This is a genomic window from Streptomyces sp. NPDC005485, from assembly GCF_040606085.1.
Lineage (GTDB): Bacteria > Actinomycetota > Actinomycetes > Streptomycetales > Streptomycetaceae > Streptomyces.
Genome location: NZ_JBEXDZ010000011.1, coordinates 48467 through 68404, shown reverse-complemented (window position 1 = coordinate 68404; position 19938 = coordinate 48467). Strand labels below are relative to the sequence as shown.

Annotated in this window: 19 protein-coding genes; 5 read left to right on the top strand and 14 right to left on the bottom strand. The window is 72.2% G+C overall.

The window, feature by feature from the left end:
- Positions 1 to 17 precede the first annotated feature (17 nt).
- Both ABZS97_RS06550 and ABZS97_RS06545 read right to left on the bottom strand, forming a co-directional pair.
- On the bottom strand, positions 18 to 557 hold the full coding sequence (locus ABZS97_RS06550; RefSeq protein ID WP_356134262.1) for a bacterial proteasome activator family protein: 540 nt from the start codon (positions 555 to 557) through the stop codon (positions 18 to 20).
- Between the two features lie 97 nt (positions 558 to 654).
- Positions 655 to 1227, bottom strand: coding sequence for a PadR family transcriptional regulator (locus ABZS97_RS06545; RefSeq protein WP_356134260.1), 573 nt, complete (start codon positions 1225 to 1227; stop codon positions 655 to 657).
- 203 nt (positions 1228 to 1430) lie between these two features.
- Between ABZS97_RS06545 and ABZS97_RS06540 the strand changes: the two genes are divergently transcribed.
- Positions 1431 to 1901: a hypothetical protein gene (locus ABZS97_RS06540; RefSeq protein ID WP_356134258.1), complete on the top strand. Its 471-nt coding sequence runs from the start codon at positions 1431 to 1433 to the stop codon at positions 1899 to 1901.
- A 14-nt stretch (positions 1902 to 1915) separates the two neighbouring features.
- Here ABZS97_RS06540 and ABZS97_RS06535 read toward each other — a convergent pair whose 3' ends face one another.
- Positions 1916 to 2896, bottom strand: coding sequence for an NAD(P)H-quinone oxidoreductase (locus ABZS97_RS06535; RefSeq protein WP_356134256.1), 981 nt, complete (start codon positions 2894 to 2896; stop codon positions 1916 to 1918).
- 238 nt (positions 2897 to 3134) lie between these two features.
- Between ABZS97_RS06535 and ABZS97_RS06530 the strand changes: the two genes are divergently transcribed.
- Together ABZS97_RS06530 and ABZS97_RS06525 are read left to right on the top strand one after the other, a co-directional pair.
- Positions 3135 to 4139, top strand: coding sequence for an ATP-binding cassette domain-containing protein (locus ABZS97_RS06530; protein WP_356134254.1), 1005 nt, complete (start codon positions 3135 to 3137; stop codon positions 4137 to 4139).
- Positions 4136 to 4984 carry an ABC transporter permease gene (locus ABZS97_RS06525; protein WP_356134251.1) on the top strand — a complete coding sequence of 283 codons (849 nt, stop codon included), beginning with the start codon at positions 4136 to 4138 and terminating at the stop codon, positions 4982 to 4984. The genes ABZS97_RS06530 and ABZS97_RS06525 overlap by 4 nt, the downstream gene beginning before the upstream one ends.
- 25 nt (positions 4985 to 5009) lie before the next feature.
- On the opposite strand, the gene ABZS97_RS06520 is transcribed toward ABZS97_RS06525, so the two are convergent.
- The 6 genes from ABZS97_RS06520 to pdhA all read right to left on the bottom strand — a co-directional run bounded on the left by ABZS97_RS06520 (position 5010) and on the right by pdhA (position 12405).
- Positions 5010 to 6116, bottom strand: a complete 1107-nt coding sequence (locus ABZS97_RS06520) for a potassium channel family protein (RefSeq protein ID WP_356134249.1) — start codon at positions 6114 to 6116, stop codon at positions 5010 to 5012.
- Positions 6113 to 7585 carry a molybdopterin molybdotransferase MoeA gene (locus tag ABZS97_RS06515; protein WP_356134247.1) on the bottom strand — a complete coding sequence of 491 codons (1473 nt, stop codon included), beginning with the start codon at positions 7583 to 7585 and terminating at the stop codon, positions 6113 to 6115. The genes ABZS97_RS06520 and ABZS97_RS06515 overlap by 4 nt, the downstream gene beginning before the upstream one ends.
- Positions 7582 to 8757, bottom strand: coding sequence for an NTP transferase domain-containing protein (locus tag ABZS97_RS06510; protein ID WP_356134245.1), 1176 nt, complete (start codon positions 8755 to 8757; stop codon positions 7582 to 7584). The genes ABZS97_RS06515 and ABZS97_RS06510 overlap by 4 nt, the downstream gene beginning before the upstream one ends.
- Positions 8758 to 8828: 71 nt before the next feature.
- Positions 8829 to 10226, bottom strand: coding sequence for a dihydrolipoamide acetyltransferase family protein (locus ABZS97_RS06505; protein ID WP_356134243.1), 1398 nt, complete (start codon positions 10224 to 10226; stop codon positions 8829 to 8831).
- The gene (locus tag ABZS97_RS06500) at positions 10226 to 11230 is read right to left on the bottom strand and encodes an alpha-ketoacid dehydrogenase subunit beta (RefSeq protein WP_356134241.1); all 1005 of its coding nucleotides are present in this window, start codon (positions 11228 to 11230) and stop codon (positions 10226 to 10228) included. The genes ABZS97_RS06505 and ABZS97_RS06500 overlap by 1 nt, the downstream gene beginning before the upstream one ends.
- Positions 11227 to 12405 carry a pyruvate dehydrogenase (acetyl-transferring) E1 component subunit alpha gene (gene pdhA / locus ABZS97_RS06495; protein ID WP_356134239.1) on the bottom strand — a complete coding sequence of 393 codons (1179 nt, stop codon included), beginning with the start codon at positions 12403 to 12405 and terminating at the stop codon, positions 11227 to 11229. Before pdhA ends, ABZS97_RS06500 begins: the two co-directional genes overlap by 4 nt.
- Positions 12406 to 12579: 174 nt before the next feature.
- Here pdhA and ABZS97_RS06490 point away from each other — a divergent pair, with 174 nt between their 5' ends.
- On the top strand, positions 12580 to 13080 hold the full coding sequence (locus ABZS97_RS06490; RefSeq protein WP_356134237.1) for an Lrp/AsnC family transcriptional regulator: 501 nt from the start codon (positions 12580 to 12582) through the stop codon (positions 13078 to 13080).
- 2 nt (positions 13081 to 13082) lie between these two features.
- Here ABZS97_RS06490 and ABZS97_RS06485 read toward each other — a convergent pair whose 3' ends face one another.
- Positions 13083 to 13673: a TetR/AcrR family transcriptional regulator gene (locus ABZS97_RS06485; RefSeq protein ID WP_356134235.1), complete on the bottom strand. Its 591-nt coding sequence runs from the start codon at positions 13671 to 13673 to the stop codon at positions 13083 to 13085.
- Positions 13670 to 15184, bottom strand: coding sequence for a 3-hydroxyacyl-CoA dehydrogenase (locus tag ABZS97_RS06480; RefSeq protein ID WP_356134233.1), 1515 nt, complete (start codon positions 15182 to 15184; stop codon positions 13670 to 13672). Before ABZS97_RS06480 ends, ABZS97_RS06485 begins: the two co-directional genes overlap by 4 nt.
- A gap of 148 nt (positions 15185 to 15332) precedes the next feature.
- Here ABZS97_RS06480 and paaN point away from each other — a divergent pair, with 148 nt between their 5' ends.
- Positions 15333 to 17039 carry a phenylacetic acid degradation protein PaaN gene (paaN, locus tag ABZS97_RS06475; RefSeq protein ID WP_356134231.1) on the top strand — a complete coding sequence of 569 codons (1707 nt, stop codon included), beginning with the start codon at positions 15333 to 15335 and terminating at the stop codon, positions 17037 to 17039.
- 4 nt (positions 17040 to 17043) lie between these two features.
- Here paaN and ABZS97_RS06470 read toward each other — a convergent pair whose 3' ends face one another.
- The 3 genes from ABZS97_RS06470 to ABZS97_RS06460 are packed head-to-tail and all read right to left on the bottom strand — an operon-like array spanning position 17044 to position 19876.
- Positions 17044 to 17871: a TrmH family RNA methyltransferase gene (locus tag ABZS97_RS06470; RefSeq protein ID WP_356134229.1), complete on the bottom strand. Its 828-nt coding sequence runs from the start codon at positions 17869 to 17871 to the stop codon at positions 17044 to 17046.
- Positions 17868 to 19103 (bottom strand): HTTM domain-containing protein, encoded by a 1236-nt coding sequence (locus tag ABZS97_RS06465; RefSeq protein ID WP_356134227.1) that lies wholly within the window; start codon positions 19101 to 19103, stop codon positions 17868 to 17870. Before ABZS97_RS06465 ends, ABZS97_RS06470 begins: the two co-directional genes overlap by 4 nt.
- The gene (locus ABZS97_RS06460) at positions 19100 to 19876 is read right to left on the bottom strand and encodes a DUF5819 family protein (RefSeq protein WP_356134329.1); all 777 of its coding nucleotides are present in this window, start codon (positions 19874 to 19876) and stop codon (positions 19100 to 19102) included. Before ABZS97_RS06460 ends, ABZS97_RS06465 begins: the two co-directional genes overlap by 4 nt.
- Positions 19877 to 19938 lie beyond the last annotated feature (62 nt).

Below are 19938 nucleotides of genomic sequence, written 5' to 3'. Positions count from 1 at the left end.
AGACCTACGAGTCAGGCCTACAAGTAGGGCCCACCCGAGCGGCCACCCGCGCGCGGGTCGTCGCCATGCTCGTCGCCGACACCCGGCGGCAGGGCGCGGCGCATCTGCTCCAACTGGGCCCGGGCCGCCATCTGCTGGGCGAACAGGGTCGTCTGGATCCCGTGGAAGAGTCCCTCCAGCCAGCCCACCAACTGGGCCTGCGCGATGCGCAGTTCCGCGTCACTGGGGATTTGCTCGTCCGTGAAGGGCAGGGAGAGCCGCTCCAGCTCCTCGACGAGATCGGGGGCCAGGCCGTCCTCCAGCTCCTTCACCGAGCTGGCGTGGATCTCCTTGAGCCGGACCCGGCTCGCCTCGTCCAGAGGAGCCACACGGACCTCCTCCAGCAACTGCTTGATCATGCTTCCGATCCGCATGACCTTCGCCGGTTGCTCCACCATCTCCGTCACCGGAACCTCGCGGGAGTCCTCGTCGCCTCCGCCACCGATGGCCATTCCGTCCTGGCCCACAACCAGAATCTGGGGGTTCTCCGGCGACCGTTCGTTCCTCGGCATCTCCATGCAGCCATTCTCTCGCACGCGTAGTCCACACCACGGTGGTGCCCCCTCCGGAGCCTGATCCACCGTTTACGACGCGGCTGCTTGCGTCCGTACGGCCTCACGGCCGGCCCCCGACCGGCGGCGGCTCGGTCGCGGCGGCCCGGGCGAGCCGCAGCAGCAGCGCCTCGCAGTGGTCGAGCCAGCGGACCTCGGCCTCCGCACGGAAGATCAGCCGCTCGACGACGAGCAGAGCGGCCACCTCGTCACGGTGCCGCGGCGCCGGGGCCAGCGCGCGGGCCCGCAGCCGGGCGTACGTCCGCATCGCCTCCGTCAGATGGTGGCGCTGGACCTCCACCACTTCGCGGACGTCGACGCCGGGCGCCCCGACCGCCATCGCCAGCTTGATGGCCAGTTCGTCGCGCGGCGGGCTCATGCGCTCCACGGGCCGCGCGAACCAGGCCCGCAGCTCGGTGCGGCCGGCCTCGGTCAGGGCGTACAGGACGTGTCCCGCCCGGTCCGCGCCCTGCTGGGCGATCAGGCCGTCCCGTTCCAGACGGCCGAGCGTCGTGTAGACCTGGCCGACGTTCAGCGGCCAGGTGGATCCGGTGCGCGACTCGAACTCGCTCCGCAGCCGCGCACCGTAGCGGGGGCCGCGCTCCAGGAGCGTCAGCAGACCGTGGCGTATCGACATACCCGGTATCTCTAGCGGGCGGCCCGGGGCACGCCAAGGGGCGCCGGGGGGAAGCTGCCGAGATGCCGGAGGCGGGGGGCCGTGTGAGGCTGGTCCCGCCGATCTCGGTGATCTCGGCGAACCGTCCGATGTCGGCACACCGTCCTCGCGCATCCGTCCTCGCGCATCCGCCTTCTGCATCGCACCGGGAGGAGGTCACCGGCGTGACTCCATGGCTTCGCGCCCTGCGCGTGACCGGGCTGCTGCTGGTCCTGGCCACCGGCGCCGTCCCCACCGCGTACGCCCCGTACACCGCGCACGCCGCCGCGCCCGCCCCCGCCCCCGCCGCTTCCCGGGCCGGAAGCCTCCCGGGAGAGGGCCGCGAACGGCCCGGCCGCGAGGACCCGGTGGCGCGGGACGAGGACGAGGACGGGGTGGACGAGGACGGGGTGGACGAGGACGACGACGGGATCGCGGACCAGGAGGACCAGGAGACCGGCCAGGAGGCCAGCCCGGAGGCCACTGTCACGCCCGTGCCGTCGCAGAACGCCGCGATCCCCGTCCGGCAGAGCGTCGTGCCGCCCGTGCCCGCCGAGGAACCCGTCCTGCGGATCGTGTCCCTCGGCAGCGGGCTGATCCTCGTCGGCCTGGGCCTCGGGCTGGCCTTCGTGGCGCTGCGCGTGCGGCGCGGCTGAGGCGGTCCGCCGCGCTACGGCGCGACGAGCAGCACCTTCCCGATGTTGCCGCTCTCCTCCAGCACCCGGTGGGCCGCCGCCGCGTCGCTCATCGGCAGCTCGCGGTCGACGACCGGCCGTACGCGACCGGCCGCGATCAGCGGCCACACGTGCTCGCGTACGGCCGCCACGATGGCCGTCTTCTCGCCGAGCGGCCGGGCGCGCAGCGAGGTCGCGCTGATCGCGGCGCGCTTGCCCAGGAGCGTCGCGATGTTCAGCTCGCCCTTGATGCCGCCCTGCATGCCGATGATCGCGAGGCGTCCGTTGACCGCGAGGGCCCGCACGTTGCGGTCCAGGTACTTGGCGCCCATGTTGTCGAGGATGACGTCCGCGCCCGCGCCGTCCGTGACCCGCTCGATCTCCTCGACGAAGTCCTGCTCGCGGTAGTTGATCAGGATGTCCGCGCCGAGCTCGGAGCAGAAGTCGAGCTTCTCCTTGGTGCCCGCCGTGACGGCGACCTTCGCACCGACGGCCTTGGCGAGCTGGATCGCCATGGTGCCGATGCCACTGGAGCCGCCGTGCACGAGGAGGGTCTCGCCGGGGTGCAGATGGCTGACCATGAACACGTTCGACCACACGGTGCACGTCACCTCGGGCAGCGCCGCCGCCTGCCTGAGGTCGAGGCCCTCGGGCACGGGCAGCAGCTGCCCGGCCGGGACGGCGACCTTCTCGGCGTATCCGCCGCCCGCGAGCAGCGCGCACACCTCGTCGCCGACGGACCAGCCGGTGACGTTCGCACCGAGCTCGGTGATACGGCCCGAGCACTCGAGACCGGGGTACGGGGAGGCGCCGGGGGGCGGGTTGTAGAAGCCCTGCCGCTGCAGCAGGTCGGCGCGGTTGACGGCGCTGGCCACCACCTCGACCAAGACCTCGCCCTCGCCGGGCACGGGGTCCGGGACCTCGTCCCACACCAGCGCCTCGGGCCCACCAGGTTCAGGAATCGTGATCGCGTACATGAGGGGGACGCTACTCCTCGCGGTAATTCGGATGCGGGCGCCCTTCGGGCCGAGGCACGGTGGAGTACGGCGGCCGCGCGCGTCCTTGCGATTCCCCGGGCCGCGAGCGATGAGTTCACGCCTCGGCGGCGGTCTTCCCTCTGGTAGCCGCGTCCACGGATTCCGCAGCCGAGCACACCGAGAACACCGAGTCCGTGGACGACACCGAGTACGCGCACGACGCGGAAGGACCCACGACATGAGCGCACAGACGTCCGGCCCGGCGATCGAGACCGCGGGGCTGGTGAAGACGTTCGGCGAGACCCGGGCCGTCGACGGCGTCGACCTCTCCGTACCCGCCGGCATGGTCTACGGGGTCCTCGGTCCCAACGGCGCGGGCAAGACCACCACCGTCAAGATGCTGGCCACGCTGTTGCGCCCGGACGGCGGCCAGGCACACGTCTTCGGCCGTGACGTCGTACGGGAGGCCGACCATGTGCGCGGCCGGGTCAGCCTCACCGGGCAGTACGCGTCCGTCGACGAGGACCTGACCGGCACCGAGAACCTGGTGCTGCTCGGCAGGCTCCTCGGGTACGGCAAGCGGGCCGCACAGCTCCGTTCGGCGCAGCTGCTGGAGGCGTTCGGGCTGGCCGAAGCGGCGGGCAGGCAGATCAAGCACTACTCGGGCGGTATGCGGCGCCGTATCGACATCGCCGCGTCCATCCTCAACACGCCCGACCTGCTCTTCCTCGACGAGCCGACGACCGGTCTCGACCCGCGCAGCCGCAACCAGGTGTGGGACATCGTGCGCGCGGTGGTCGCCCAGGGCACGACCGTGCTGCTCACCACGCAGTACCTGGACGAGGCCGACCAGCTGGCGTCCCGGATCGCCGTCATCGACAAGGGCCGGGTGATCGCGGAGGGCACCAAGGGCGAGCTGAAGGCGTCCGTCGGCGCCGGTTCCGTCCATCTGCGGCTGCGCGACCCGGCCCAGCGCCCCGAGGCCGAGCAGGTGCTGCGGCTGGCCCTGGACGCCGAGGTGCAGCTGGAGCCCGATCCGGTGGCCCTGACGGCCCGCGTCGGCACGGGCGGGACCAACGGCCAGGGGGCGGCGGAGCAGGCCGCGCGGGCGCTCGCCGAACTGGCCCGCACCGGCGTCGTCGTCGACAACTTCTCGCTGGGCCAGCCCAGCCTGGACGAGGTCTTCCTCGCCCTCACCGGCCATCACACCGAACCCGTCAAGGACGAGGAGGCGGCGGCATGAGCACCGCGACGACCACCGAGAGCCAGGACCTCGCCCCCGTCAGCGCCGAGTCGCTGGCCACGCTGCTCCTGTCCAAGGAACGGCCGCCGCGGCCCAGCGCCCTGTCGACGTCGCTGACCTTCGGCTGGCGGGCGATCCTCAAGATCAAGCACGTACCGGAACAGCTCTTCGACGTCACCGCCTTCCCGATCATGATGGTGCTGATGTACACGTACCTGTTCGGCGGTGCGCTGGCCGGTTCGCCGAAGGAGTACATCCAGTTCCTGCTGCCGGGCATCCTCGTGCTGTCGGTCGTGATGATCACGATGTACACGGGCGTCTCGGTCAACACCGACATCGAGAAGGGCGTCTTCGACCGCTTCCGTACGCTGCCGATCTGGCGGCCGTCGACGATGGTCGGCTATCTCCTCGGCGACGCCCTGCGCTACACGATGGCGTCCGTGGTCATGCTCACCGTCGGAATCATCCTGGGCTACCGCCCCGACGGCGGAGTCCTCGGCGTACTCGCCGGAATCGCGGTGCTGCTGGTCTTCTCGTTCGCGTTCTCGTGGATCTGGACCATGTTCGGCCTGCTGCTGCGCACCGAGAAGTCAGTGATGGGGGTCAGCATGATGGTCATCTTCCCGCTCACGTTCCTGTCCAACGTGTTCGTCGAACCGAAGACCATGCCGGGCTGGCTGCAGGCCTTCGTCAACAACAGCCCGATCACCCATCTGTCGTCCGCCGTGCGCGGCCTGATGGGCGGCGACTGGCCGGGCGCCGAGGTCGCCTGGTCACTGGGCTGGTCCGCGCTGTTCCTGGCGGTCTTCGGCCCGGTCACCATGCGGCTCTACAACCGCAAGTAGCCCGCTCGCCTGCCGCTGCTCCGGTTCAGTCCCGGGGCAGCGGCCGGGTGTCGGGCGCCGTCTGTTTGGCCGCGGTCACCCGCACGATCGTGATCAGCCGGTCCGTCAGCTCCAGGGTCCCGAGGTCCGGATCGTCGTATCCGAGCACCCGATGCCCTCGTACGACGCTCACCACCAGGTCCTCGGTGTCCCGCACCCCGCGCCCCACCTCGGCCTTGGTGACCGGCCTCTCGGTGATGTCCAGGCCGCTGCCCTGCTGGATGAGGTCCTCCATGACCATGCCCGCGCTGGGGCTGAGCACGGAGAGGCCGAGCAGCCGTCCGGCCGCGCTGGCGCTGGTGATCACAGCGTCGGCGCCGGACTGCCGCAGCAGCGGCGCGTTCTCCTCCTCGCGCACGGCCGCGACGATCTTCGCCGTTCGGTTGAGCTGCCGCGCGGTCAGGGTGACCAGCACCGCGGTGTCGTCGCGCTGCGTCGCGATGATGATCTGCCGCGCGTTGCGCACCTCGGCCCGTGCCAGCACATCACTGCGGGTCGCGTCCCCGACGACCCCGGCATACCCCTCGGCGGTCGCCGCCTCGACCACCTTCGCGTCGGGGTCGACCACGATGACCTGGTCCTTCCTCAGCGGCGCCGCTGAGGCCGCACAGACGGTCTCGATGGCCGAACGCCCCTTGGTCCCGAAGCCGATGACAATGGTGTGATCGCGCAAGGCCGCCCTCCAGCGGTTCAGACGCCACTCCTCCCGGGTGCGTTCGGTGAGGACCTCCAGCGTGGTGCCGACCAGGATGATCAGGAACAGCACGCGCAGCGGTGTGATGACGAAGATGTTGGTGATCCGGGCCGCGTCGCTGACCGGTGTGACGTCGCCGTATCCCGTGGTGGAGAGGGTGACCGTCGCGTAGTAGAGGGCGTCGAGCAGGTCGACGGCGCCGTCGGAGTTGTCGTTGTAGCCGTCCCCGTCGAGCCAGACGATGAACGCGGTCGCGACCAGCACCAGCAGGGCCATGGCCAACCGCCTGCCGACCTGCAGGAGCGGACGGGCGACCACCTTTCTCGGGAGGGTCACATGGTGGATCACGAGACGCTCGTCCGGCTGACGCGCGATCGCGTCACGGCCCGGAAGTTTCACGTGAAACACTCCCCGATGCCGGCCATCGCCCAGGGCAGATCGAGCAGTTCGAGCTCCTGACCCGGACGGGCGCCGCCCGGCGGTACGACCGCGAGGGCGTCCGCCGCGGCGATACCGCGCAGCATGGCCGGGCCGTTGAAGTGCAGCGGCACCGCCTCGTCGGCGCGCAGCACCACGGGGATGAGCCGGGTGTCGTACGGATGCCCGTGCACCTCGTCCTTGAGAGGCAGCGTGTACGGTTCCGGGGCCGCGCGGCCCGCCAGGGTGCGCAGGAGGGGCTCGGCGAGCGTGAGCAGCCCGGAGACGGCGGCCAGCGGGTTGCCGGGCAGGCCGACGAGATGCTGATCGTCCCTCGTGCGGGCCAGGAGCATGGGGTGGCCGGGGCGCACCTTGACGCCGTCCACGAGGAGTTCGGCGCCGATGCGGCGCAGGGTGGGGTGGACGTGGTCGACGGGGCCGGCGGCGGTGCCTCCGGTCGTGACGATCAGATCCGCGCCGGAGCCGGTGATCGCCCGGTGCAGTGCCTCGGCGTCGTCGCCCAGCCTGCGCACGGCGACGACCTCGGCGCCGAGCGCCCGCAGCCAGGGCGGCAGCATGGGGCCGAGGGCGTCCCGGATGAGCCCGTCGTGAGGCAGTCCCGCGGTCAGCAACTCGTCGCCCAGTACGAGGACTTCGGCGCGCGGGCGCGGCACGGCGGAGACGGTGTCGTACCCGGCCGCCGCGGCGAGCCCGAGCACCGCCGGTGTGACCACCGTGGCGGTGGGCAGCAGGCGGTCGCCGCTGCGGCACTCCTGGCCGCGCGGCCGGATGTCCTGCCCGTGGGCCGGTTCCCGGGTGGCGTGCAGGCGGCCTCTGCCGTCCGTCTGCCCGTGCTCGCTGCGCAGCACGGACGTGGTGTCCTGCGGGATGCGTGCGCCGGTCGCGATCGGCATCGCCTCGCCGTCGGTGAGCGGCTGCGGCTGCGCGTGGCCGGCGAGCGCCCCCTCCTCCCGTACGTCCCAGGGGCCGGGCCCGGCGACCGCCCAGCCGTCCATGGCGGAGGTGTCGAAGGAGGGGAGGTCGGTGAGCGCGGTGAGGGGAGCGGCGAGGACGAGGCCGAGGGCGGCGTCCAGGGGCACGGAGACGGGGGCCCGGCGCGGTACGGAGCGGGCGGCCCGCTCGGCGGTGACGCGGGCCTCGGGCCACGGGGTGGCTTTGTGATGGGCACCCCCCTTGCCGGGGTGGGCGCCCTGAGAGGAGGGGGCGGGGATGTCGGCGCCGGGGTTCCGAAGGGGGTCTCGTGGGCCCGCCTCCCTCACCAGGGCGAGGGCCTCCTCCACGTCGAGGTCCTGTGCGTCCTGCGCGTCGTGCCGCGGACCGGGCCCCGGCTCCCGCGGCCCTCGGTCGCCCGTGTCCTTCACCAAGGCGAGGGCCTCCTCCACGTCGAGTTCGTCGGCGTCGCGGCCGGCCCGGGCACGCGGCGCGGTCATCCGGCGCCGGGCCGATCGCCGGGACCGGTTCCGGCCTCGGTGCCGGGCTCGGTCTCCGTCACGGGGCCGGGCTCGGCGTCGCTCACCGAGCCGGGCTTGGCGTCGGGAGCGTCCTCGTCGGCCCAGCGCAGCGCCAGCGCCGCGGCCTTGCGGGCGGCCTCGGCCACGGCTTCGGGTCCTCCGCGCGCCTGCGCCGCCGCGTACCCCACGAGGAACGTGGTCAGCGGCGCCGCGGGCCGCGCCACACCGTGCGCGGCATCACGGGCCAGATCGAGCAGGACGCCGGTGTCGACGTCCAGATCGATGCCCAGTTCGTCCTTGACTGCGGAAATCCATTCATCCAACACGTGCCCATGCTCCCTGATACGTGCCCGGGCGACAGCGATGTCGTCCCAGGTGTCGCAGTCGAAGGACGCGACCGGGTCGGAGATACGAGTGAGATCGAGCGCCCCGGTGAGCCGCCGAAGCGGCAGCCCGTCCAGACCGCCGTACTCGGCTACGAGCACCGCCAGTTCACGCCGCAGCGAGGCGACACGGTAGGCGGCCACGAGGGGTTGGTCCCGCCCGTCGGGGTCGGTGAGCATGACGCCGTCGGGGCGGGTGAGCGCGGCGCCTTCGGGGTCGGGCGAGTTGCGGGTGGGGGGCGAGGGCTTGGCGTCCGGGCGGGGCGATTCGCCGTCAGGGCCGACGGGAGCCCCCTCGGGGCCCGTCTCAAGCGCAGCCGTGCGCGGGCGCGGTGGGCCGGAGCCTTGCACGGCCACCGCTGAGTCGTTCGGCCGACTCCCGGGGCCGGAGAGGCCCTCCCCGGAAGCGTCCGCCCGAAGCCCCGCCACCAGGCGCCGGACCGTCGTCCCGGCGAGGAACGGCAGGTCGGCGGAGAGTACGACGACGTACTGCGCCGAGGTGTGCCGCAGGCCGGCGGCGAGAGCGGCGAGGGGGCCGCCGCCGGGTGGGTCCTCGCGGGCCCAGGTCACGGAGCGCGCGGTCGGTCTGGGCTCGGCCACGACGACCGTGACGGCGGCACCCGAGCACGCGGCCAGTACCCGGTCGAGCAACGGACGACCACCCACGCGCACGCCGGGCTTGTCGGCTCCGCCGAGCCGCCGGGCAGCGCCTCCGGCGAGCACGACGGCGTCGTAGTCGGCGGCGCCCGGAGGCTCGTACGCGTTCATCCCCCGAGTATGAGCGCCTGAAGGATCATGTCCACCCCCGTGCACAGCATGTGGACGGGGGCTCGCGGCGGCTACAGCGTGCGCAGCAGCACCGCCGGCTGTTCCACGCAGTCCGCGACATAGCGCAGGAAACCGCCTGCCGTGCCGCCGTCGCACACCCGGTGGTCGAAGGTGAGCGAGAGCTGGACGACCTGACGCACCGCCAGCTCACCCTGGTGCACCCACGGCTTGGGCACGATCCTGCCGACGCCCAGCATGGCGGCCTCGGGGTGGTTGATGATCGGCGTGGAGCCGTCGACGCCGAACACCCCGTAGTTGTTCAACGTGAAGGTGCCGCCCGTGAGTTCCCCGGGCGTCAGCTTCCCGGCGCGCGCCGCCTCGGTGAGCCTGGCGAACTCCCCGCTCAGCGACTCGGCACTGCGCGCGTGCGCGTCCCGTACGACGGGAACGACGAGCCCCCGCTCCGTCTGCGCGGCGAAACCCAGGTGCACCCGGTCGAGCCGTACGACCTCGCGGGCCTCCATGTCGACCGTCGAGTTGAGCTCGGGGAAGCGGAGCAGCGCGGCGGTGGTGATGCGGGCGAGCAGCGCCAGCAGCGAGATCTTCGGGCCACCCGCGGCGTTCATGGCCACGCGCGCGTGCATGAGTTCCGTCGCGTCGGCGTCCACCCAGCAGGTGGCGTCGGGGATCTCCCGGCGGCTGCGGGAGAGCTTGTCGGCGACGGCTCCCCGCACCCCGCGCAGCGGGACACGAACGCCCTCGCCCCGGCCGGCGGGAACGACTGCGGGTGCGGGCAGCGCCTGCACGGACTCCGCGTGCACGGAGCCCGCCGGTGCGGCCGGTGCGTGCATCGGCGCGGCCTGTGGTCCCGCGTGGACCGACCGTCCCTGCGTGGCCGCGGCCCGCAGCGCGTACTCGACGTCCGCCCGCAGGATCAGTCCCTCGGGCCCCGATCCCTCAAGCTCCCGCAGGTCCACCCCGTTTTCCCGGGCGAGCCGACGCACGAGCGGGGAGATCACCGCCACGGGCCCCTCCGGCCGCTCCACCGGGGCGGTGGGGGCCGGGTCGGGCACTGCCCGCTCGGCCGGACGTACCGAAGCCGTGTGCTGGGGCCGCACCCGCCTGCGCCGCGCGGGCGCCGCACCCGTGCCGTATCCCACCAGCACGTTGCCGGAGGTCTCGCCGCTCTCCGCGGACACCGCACCCGAGAGCGCCTCGGCGGGCGCACCCACCGCGACCGTGAGCAGCGGTGATCCCACGGGCAGTTCCGTGCCCTCCTCGCCGAAGCGGGCGGTGACCACACCGCCGTAGGGGCACGGCACCTCGACCATCGCCTTGGCCGTCTCGACCTCGACGACGGGCTGGTCGACGGCGACTACGTCCCCGATCTCCACCAGCCAGCGGACGATCTCCGCCTCGGTGAGGCCCTCGCCGAGGTCGGGGAGCTTGAACTCCAGCACCTGCGCCATCAGTTGTCCGCCTCCCACTGCAGACGCCCCACGGCGTCCAGAATCCGGTCGACGCCGGGCAGGTGGTGCCGCTCCAGCATCGGCGGCGGGTACGGGATGTCGAACCCGGCCACACGCAGCACCGGCGCCTCCAGATGATGGAAGCAGCGCTCCGTGATCCGGGACGCTATCTCCCCGCCCGGTCCGCCGTACCCACCCGACTCGTGCACGACGACCGCGCGTCCGGTCCGTCGTACGGACGCGGCGACCGTCTCGTCGTCGAACGGCACCAGGGAGCGCAGGTCGACGACTTCGAGGTCCCAGCCCTCCGCCCGCGCCGCCTCGGCGGCTTCGAGGCAGACCGGCACCGACGGCCCGTACGTGATGAGCGTGGCGCTCCGGCCCGAGCGCCGCACCACCGCGCGGCCTATCGGCTCAACGGCCGGCGGCTCCTCCGGGTTCCAGGAGTCCTTCGACCAGTACAGCCGCTTGGGCTCCAGGACGACGACCGGGTCGTCGGAGGCGATGGCCGCGCGCAGCAGCCCGTAGGCGTCGGCGACCGTGGCGGGTGTGACGACATGGAGCCCCGGAGTCGCCATGTAGTACGCCTCGGAGGAGTCGCTGTGGTGCTCGACCCCGCCGATGCCACCGCCGTAGGGAACACGGATGGTGATCGGCAGCGGCATCGCGCCGCGGGTGCGGTTGCGCATGCGGGCGACGTGCGAGATGAGCTGCTCGAACGCCGGGTAGGCGAACGCGTCGAACTGCATCTCGACGACCGGCCGCAGCCCGTACATCGCCATGCCGACGGCCGCGCCGAGGATGCCCGCCTCGGCGAGCGGGGTGTCGGTGCAGCGGTCCTCGCCGAACTCCTTGGCGAGCCCGTCGGTGACCCGGAAGACGCCGCCGAGGGTGCCGACGTCCTCGCCCATGACGTGGACCGTCGGGTCCTCGGCCATGGCGTCGCGCAGCGCGCGCCCGAGGGCCTGCGCCATGGTGGCCGGTTTGAGGGCAACGGTGGTCATCGCCCGGCTCCTTCCGGCCCGTGCGCGTGCGTGTGCCCGTGCTCGTGCGATCCGTCCGCCTCGGCGTCGAGCTCGGCCCGCAGCAGGGCCTCCTGCTCGCGCAGTTGCGGTGTGGGCTCGGCATACACATGGGCGAACAGATCCATGGGGTCGAGCACCGGGTCCTGGTTCATGCGCTCACGCAGGTCCGCGGCCATCGCCTCGGCGGCGTCGCGTGCGGTGCGTATGCCGTCCTCGTCGAGCAGACCTCGCTCGGTCAGCTCGTGCTCGAGGAGAGCGATCGGGTCGTGCCCGCGCCAGGTCTCGACCTCGGTGTCGCCGCGGTAGCGGGTCGCGTCGTCGGCGTTGGTGTGGGCGTCGATGCGGTAGGTCACCGCCTCCACGAGCGTCGGACCGCCACCCGCGCGCGCGTGGGCGACGGCTTCGCTCAGCACCTGGTGCACGGCGGCCGCGTCGTTGCCGTCGACCAGGCGGCCCGGCATGCCGTAGCCGACGGCCTTGTGGGCCAGCGACGGCGCCGCGGTCTGCTTGGCGAGCGGGACGGAGATCGCGAAGCCGTTGTTCTGCACGAGGAAGACGACCGGGGCCTGCCAGACGGCGGCGAAGTTCAGTGCCTCGTGGAAGTCGCCCTCACTGGTGCCGCCGTCGCCGACCAGGGCGAGCGCGACCACGTCGTCGCCCTTGAGACGGGCGGCGTGCGCGAGGCCCACGGCGTGCGGGAGCTGCGTCGCGAGGGGGGTGCACAGCGGCGCGATGCGGTGCTCGCGCGGGTCGTAGCCGGTGTGCCAGTCGCCGCGCAGCAGGGTGAGAGCCTGCACGGGGTCGAGGCCGCGGGCGACGGCCGCGAGGGTGTCGCGGTAGCTCGGGAAGAGCCAGTCGTGCTCCTCGAGGACCAGCGCGGCGGCGACCTCGCAGGCCTCCTGGCCGGTGCTGGAGGGGTACACGGCGAGGCGGCCCTGCTTGGTGAGGGCGGTGGCCTGCGTGTTGTAGCGGCGGCCGCGCACCAGCTCCGCGTACAGACGGCGCAGCAGACCCGGGTCGACCTGTCCGGCCGCCTCGGTGCCGAGCACGCGGTACGGCAGCGCGTCGGGCAGCAGCGGCGCGGGGTCGGTACGGGGCTGCCAGGCGGGCGGCGGCGTTGGCCGATATGCGCCTCGCTGCTCCATGACCGTCATGACGGCACCTCCTCGTGGGAGCGGCTGAAGAGACGCGTCGGTTGTGATGCGCCTCACCTACCGATTGTTCGGTCGTCGGCACATTTTGGCTACAGACCCCACCAAGCTGTGGACAAACGGTTCTGCACAGCCTGAGATGGATGCAGTACGTCCATGGCAGGGAGGCGGGGGGACATGGCACCTGAACAAATGGCCGAACCGCCCGAGCCCGGCGGCGTCGAACCGCCCGCCCGGCCGCTCGACGCGATCGATCAGGACATCCTCCAGATGCTCCAGATAGACGGCCGCGCGTCGATACGCTCCGTGGCCGAACGCGTGCACGTCTCCCGGGCCAACGCCTACGCGCGCATCAACCGGCTCATCGAGGACGGCGTGATCCGCGGCTTCGGGGCGCGCGTCGACCACGAACGCGCCGGTCAGGGCACCTCGGCCTACATCACCCTCAAGATCGTGCAGAACACCTGGCGCACGGTCCGCGAACAGCTGCGGATCCTCCCCGGCGCCTCCCACATCGCGCTGGTGGGCGGCGACTTCGACGTACTGCTCCTGGTGCACACCCCCGACAACAGGGCACTACGGGAGCTGGTCCTCACCCGCCTCCAGGCCATCCCGGAAGTGCTCAGCACAAGAACGCTGCTGGTCTTCGAGGAGGAGGACCTGGAGCCGGAGGGCTGAGCTCACTGCTCTCTGCGGAGCCCTGAGAAGACGAGCTGCACCACCGCGTCGGCGACCTCGCGCTCGCCGACGCCTCGCCCGTCGGGCCGGTACCACTCCACGAGCGAGTTGATCATCCCGAAGACGAGCCGGGTGGCGAGCCGGACGTCCACGTCGCCGCGTACGTCCCCGTCGACCGCTGCCGCGTTCAGCAGGTCGGCGACCCGGTGGTCGAAGTCGCGGCGCCGCTCCAGGGCCCACCGCTCGGTCCCCGTGTTGCCCCGCACACGCAGCAGCAGCGTCACGTACGGCAGCTCGGAGGTGAGCACCTCGACCATGCGCCGTACGACGTACTCCAGCCGCTCCACGGCACGCCCCACGCGCGCGTGCTCCTCGTCGAGGATCCCGAAGAGGCCGTCCAGCGCCCGGCTGACGGCGCGCCGCAGCAGCTCCTCCTTGCCCGTGACGTGGTGGTAGATCGACGACTTGGAGATGCCGGCCGCCTTGGAGAGGTGCTCCATGGAGGTGCCGTCGTAGCCGCGTTCGTTGAAGACCCGGACGGCGACGGACAGAAGCGTCTCCGGCGTGTACGTGTCGCGCTTCGCGGTCGTCATGAGGTGCCCTCCCGCTTGTCGGCGGCGTGCCCGTGGCGGTACAGCGCGAGGGAGGGCGCATAGCGGCCCGAGGGTTCGCGCAGGTGCAGCTCCTCCAGGAGGTCGTGCGCCCACGCCCTGCCGAGCCTGCGGCACCATTCGAAGGGCCCCAGCGGGTAGTTGACCCCGAGCCGCATCGCCGTGTCGATGTCCTCCTCGGTGGCCACCCCCTTGGCGACGGCGTCGTGCGCCAGGTCCACGATCCGGGCCACGGTCCGGGCGACGATCATGCCGGGGGCGTCCCCGATGACACTGACGTCCTTGCCGAGCGCCTGGAAGAGGCCGATGGCCTCCGCGACCGTCTGGGGCGCGGTGTCCTGCGAGGCGGACAGCGCGACACGGGTGGCCCTGCGGTAGTCGAGCGCCAGGTCGAAGTAGACGACGTCACGGAACTCGATCGAGGTCTGGCCGTCCGCCAGGACCAGCTGGCCGCCGCTGGGCAGCATCAGCCGGGTGCCGTGGTCCTCCTCTTCCTCTCGGACCTGGACACCCGCCTCGCGGATCAGGGCGAGAAGCTCGCAGGCGGGCCCCAGATCGCCCTCCGCGGTGACGTACGCGGGCGGCTGCTCCCGCTCCGCGGTGTGCGGCTCGGGGCGCTCGGCGTCGTCCCCGTAGTCGTACCAGCCCTGTCCCGTCTTGCGGCCGAGGCGGCCGGACTCGACCAGGCGGCGCTGGGCGAGCGAGGGCGTGAACCGCACGTCCTGGAAGAAGGCCTGCCACACGGAGCGCGTGACGGACTCGTTGACGTCCTGGCCGATCAGGTCGGTCAGTTCGAAGGGACCCATCCGGAAGCCGCCCGACTCACGCAGCACCGCGTCGATGGTCGCGGGGTCGGCGGCCTGCGACTCGTACACCGCGAAGGCCTCGGCGTAGAAGGGCCGCGCGATGCGGTTGACGATGAAGCCGGGCGTGTCGGCGCAGGCGACCGGCGTCTTCCCCCAGGAGCGCGCCGTCTCGTACGCGCGCGTGGCGTACGTGACGTCGGTCGCGAAGCCGGAGACGACCTCCACGAGGGGCAGCAGCGGCGCGGGGTTGAAGAAGTGCAGCCCGACGAAACGGCCGGGGTTGCGCAGGGCCCCGCCGATGGCCGTCACGGACAGGGAGGAGGTGTTGGTGGCGAGCAGGCAGTCGTCCCCGACGACGTCCTCCAGCTCGCGGAACAGCTCCTGCTTCACATCGAGTCGCTCCAGCACCGCCTCGACGACGAGCGCGCAGTCCGCGAGCTCGGCGACGCTGTGCGCCGGGTGCAGCCGGGCCCGGGCGGCGTCCCGGTCGGCGCTCGTGAGGCGGCCCTTGTCGACGAGCCGGTCGAGCCGGGCGCCGATCGCTTCGGCCGCCGCGTCGGCACGGCCCGGGACGGCGTCGTGGAGCCGCACGGGGTGCCCGGCGGCCAACGCGACCTGGGCGATGCCCTGGCCCATGGTGCCGGTACCGACGACGGCCACGGGGCTGCTGAGGTCGAGTGCTGTCATGTGCGCGATCCTCCCGCACGGGGTTTTCCACAGATGCGGCGGACCCCCTTGTCCCGACCGATCGTTCGGTTACTCTAGCCGTGTCTGTCCCTTCCTGCCCAGCTCGCGGGCTCGACGAAGAGCTCAAGAGACGAGGAGTTGGTCCCTGATGGCCGCCGAACTGACCGCGCACCAGCTGATCGCCGAGCACCGGCCCACCCTCGACCAGACGCTGGAAGCGATCCGCACGCGCGCGTACTGGTCCCCGCACCCCGAGCACCCCAAGGCCTACGGCGAGAACGGCAGCCTCGGCATGGCGGAGGGCAAGGCCGCCTTCGACGCCCTCCTGGACACCCGCCTCGACCTCGGCCAGCCCGGCACCGACGACTGGGTGGGCGGCGAGGCCTCGCCGTACGGGATCGAGCTGGGCGTCACGTACCCGCACCCGGACGTCGACGTGCTGCTGCCCGCCATGCGGGCCGGCCAACGCGCCTGGCGCGACGCGGGCGCGGAGATCCGCGCCGTGGTCTGTCTGGAGATCCTCAAGCGGATCAGTGCCCGCACGCACGAGTTCGCGCACGCGGTCATGCACACCAGCGGCCAGGCCTTCATGATGGCTTTCCAGGCGGGCGGCCCGCACGCGCAGGACCGCGGCCTGGAGGCGGTGGCGTATGCCTACGCGGAGCAGGTGCGCACCCCCGACAGCGCGGAGTGGAGCAAGCCCCAGGGCAAGCGGGACCCGCTCGCGCTGAACAAGCAGTTCACCCCCGTGCCGCGCGGCATCGCCCTGCTCATCGGCTGCAACACCTTCCCGACGTGGAACGGCTACCCGGGCCTGTTCGCCTCCCTGGCCACCGGCAACGCGGTGCTCGTGAAGCCCCACCCGCGCGCGGTGCTGCCGCTCGCGCTCACCGTCCAGGTCGCCCGCGAGGTGCTCGCCGAGGCGAGCTTCGACCCGAACCTGGTGGCGCTGGCCGCCGAGCGGCCGGGCGAGGGCATCGCCAAGACCCTCGCCACCCGCCCCGAGATCAGGATCATCGACTACACGGGCTCGACGGCGTTCGGCGACTGGCTGGAGGCCAACGCCCGCCAGGCGCAGGTCTACACGGAGAAGGCCGGCGTCAACACGGTGATCGTGGAGTCGACCGACAACTACAAGGGCATGCTCTCCAACCTGGCCTTCTCGCTGTCCCTCTACAGCGGCCAGATGTGCACCACCCCGCAGAACCTGCTGATCCCCCGCGACGGCATCAGCACGGAGGAGGGCCCCCGGTCCTACGACGAGGTCGTCGCGGACCTCGCCAAGGCCGTCGGCGGACTCCTCGGCGACGACGCCCGCGCCAACGGGCTGCTCGGCGCCCTCGTGAACCCCGACGTGAAGGCACGGCTGGAGGCCGCAGCGGGCCTCGGCGAGGTCGCGCTCGCCTCCCGCGAGGTCGCCAACCCCGAGTTCCCGGGCGCCGTCGTCCGTACGCCGGTGATCGTGAAGCTCGACGGCGCGCCGAAATATTGGGCGGGGGCCGACGACGAGGCCGCCTACATGAGCGAGTGCTTCGGCCCGGTCTCCTTCGCCGTCGCGGTCGACTCGGCGGCGGACGCGGTCGAGCTGCTGCGACGGACCGTCCGGGACAAGGGCGCCATGACCGTCGGCGCGTACACCACCTCGGACGAGGTGACCCGGGCCGTCGAGGAGGCCTGCCTGGAGGAGTGCGCCCAGCTCTCGCTGAACCTCACCGGCGGGGTCTACGTCAACCAGACGGCGGCCTTCTCCGACTTCCACGGCTCGGGCGGCAACCCGGCCGCCAACGCGGCACTGTGCGACAGCGCGTTCGTGGCGAACCGCTTCCGGGTGGTCGAGGTCCGCAGGCAGGCATAGCGCCTCAGCTCGGTGCGCCCCCGGTGGCGCTCCAGTGGTACAGCGTCATGGCCACACTGGTCGCGAGGTTGTAGCTGGAGACCTGGGGGCGCATCGGCAGGGCCACCAAGTGGTCGGTGCGGGCGCGCAGTTCGGCGGAGAGGCCGGTGCGCTCGGACCCGAAGGCCAGCACGGCGTCGTCCGGGAGCTTCAGAGCGCGAATGTCCTCGCCCTCCGGGTCGAGCGCGAACACCGGGCCCGGCGGCAGCTCGTCCACCGCCAGCCGCTCCACCGCGGTCGCGAAGTGCAGGCCCGCACCACCACGTACGACCGTGGGATGCCACGGGTCGAGCGTGCCGGTGGTGACCACCCCCGTCGCGCCGAAGCCCGCCGCCAGCCGGATCACCGCGCCGGCGTTGCCGAGGTTGCGCGGATTGTCGAGCACCACGACGGGCGCGCCCCGGGGCGTGTGCGCCAGCGCCCGCAGGTTGGCCTCGCGGGCGGGCCGTACGGCGAGAGCGGCGACCTCGGTGGGGTGCGGCCGCGAAACCAGCGACTTCAGCGTCTCCTGCGACACCTCGGCCAACAGCCCTTCGAGAGGCGCCCGTACGTCCGGAGCGAGCTCGTCGGCCAGGGCCAGAGCGGCCGCCCGGTCGACGGTGACGGCCACCGGGATGTCCGCCCCGAACCGCACCGCGTGCTTGAGGGCGTGGAAGCCGTCCAGCAGCACGGAGGTGTCGGCGAGCCGGCGCCAGACACGCACGGGGTCCGACGCGGGCCGGGGATCGCCCGCGGCACGTACACGGTCCGAAGCGGGCCGGGGATCGCCCGCAGCACGTACAGGGTCGTTCATGCCGTGAAGCCTACGTGCGTGTGCTCGGCCGGTTCCGGGGTGCGCGGCTGCTGTCCGCGCGGCGCCGGCAGCGTACGGCCGTCGCCCGGAAACAGCCCTCCACGCGCGCGCGTGGCCCACGCGCCGAGGCGCCGCAGGAAGGACGTCGGCAGGAACACCGCGTCGGCGGCGATCATCGCGAGCGAGAAGAACGGCAGCCCCAGCACCACGGCGATCACCGCGTGCTCGGTCATCATCACCGCCAGCAGGACGTTCTTGACCCGCCGGTTGAACAGGGTGAACGGGAAGGCCACCTGAACGACGACCGTCCCGTACGTCACGAGCATCACCATCACGCCATGCCCCGCGAGCAGGTCGGAGAGCGCGGGCCACGGCGAGAAGTAGTCCAGGTGAAGCGGGTAGTAGACCGCGGTGCCGTCCTGCCAGCGCGAGCCCTGGATCTTGTACCAGCCGGCGGTCGAGTAGATCAGACACGCCTCGGCCATGATCACGAACAGGCCCGCGTTGTGCACGACGTTGGCGATGACGTCGAGCAGGATGCGGGGCTCCGCGCGCGGGCCGAGACGACCTGCGCACCACCACAGGGCCTGCACCGCCCACAGACCCCAGAAGACCGCCGCCCAGCCGCCCAGCCACCCGCCGCCGATCTTGCCCGCCCCCGTCGCCACCGCCAGCAGGAGGCCGAGCACGATCCACAACGCGGGACCGACCCGGTCGGGTCCGGGTTCCCGCTCTCCACGCGCGCGTGCCGCTCGCGCGAGCCGCGCCCGGCGGGCGTCCAGCGACCACACCTGAGCGCAGCGTGTCAGCACCAGGTAGATCGCCATCAGGTGGATGACGTTGTCGCCGCCGTCCCCCATGAAGACGCTGCGGTTCTGCAGCGACAGCACGCCGATCATGAAGAGCACGGACATCGCGCGAGTACGCCAGCCCAGCAGCAGCAGGGCGCTCGACAGGACGGCCAGCGCGTAGACGGTCTCGAACCAGAACTGGTTGTCCGACCACAGCAGAACGGTGAAGGCGTGATTGTTCGCGACGAGCTGCTGGGCGAGATCCCAGCTCCACGGCCCGTCGGGCCCGTACATCTCCTGGCGGTGCGGGAACTCGCGCAGCAGGAACAGCAGCCAGGTAGCGGAGAACCCGATACGGATCACGGCACTCTGATACGGGCCCAGTGCCGCGTCGGTGACCCGGGTGACGGCGCGCGAGACACAGAGGGCGAATCGGTTCATCGGGCGCTCGCCTCCGTCCGGGCAACGGTCCTGGTGGCCGTCCGGGCCCCGGTCCCCGTGGCTGTCCGGGCGGCTGTCCGTGCTTCCGAACGGTCGTCGCGCGGCACCGCCCACCAGGGGAGTTCGCGAAGCACGGGCCTGTCCGACACCTTTTCCTCGCTCCACTTGGGGGACGGCACATTGGTCGTACGGGAGCGGACCTGGACACGCTCTACGACGGCTCCCTTGCCGCCGGCCTCCTCGCGGTCCAGGCGCTGCACCACGATGCGGCGCAGGTACTCCTCGGAGAGGGCGCCGCGCAGGGCCGCGGGGCGGTTCTCGTTGTCGTGCGTGGCGACGTAGAAATCCCAGGCCCGGCGCAGTTCGTTCTGCTGGGTGTGGCTTGGCAGCAGGTTTCCGTCGATGGCCGCGCCGTCGAGCGCCGACAGGTCGTACCAGCCGGTCTCACGGCTGCTGCCGTTCACCAGGCGGACCTCGGCGCGCACCTGGACCGCGATGTTCTGCTGCAGCGGGTTGGGCGCGAAGAGCTTCCAGTTCTGCTCGAACTCGGGATAGACCCACTCGTCGATCGCCCGCCCGTGCTGCTTGGTGACCGTGTTCGACGGCGCGACATGCAGAAACACCATCCCGAGATGCACACAGGCGGCAACCGCCACGACCGCGAGCGCCAGGGCCGCGGCGATCTGATACCGGAGCGAGAGGGCGGCGACGCCGGTCGGCGGGGGGACTGCGGGGGCGGCGGGGAGAGGGGGGAAAGAGGGGTCGGTGGGGATGGTGGGGATGGTGGGGATGGTGGGGATGGTGGGGAGGGTGGGAGCGGGGGGGAGGTTGGGAG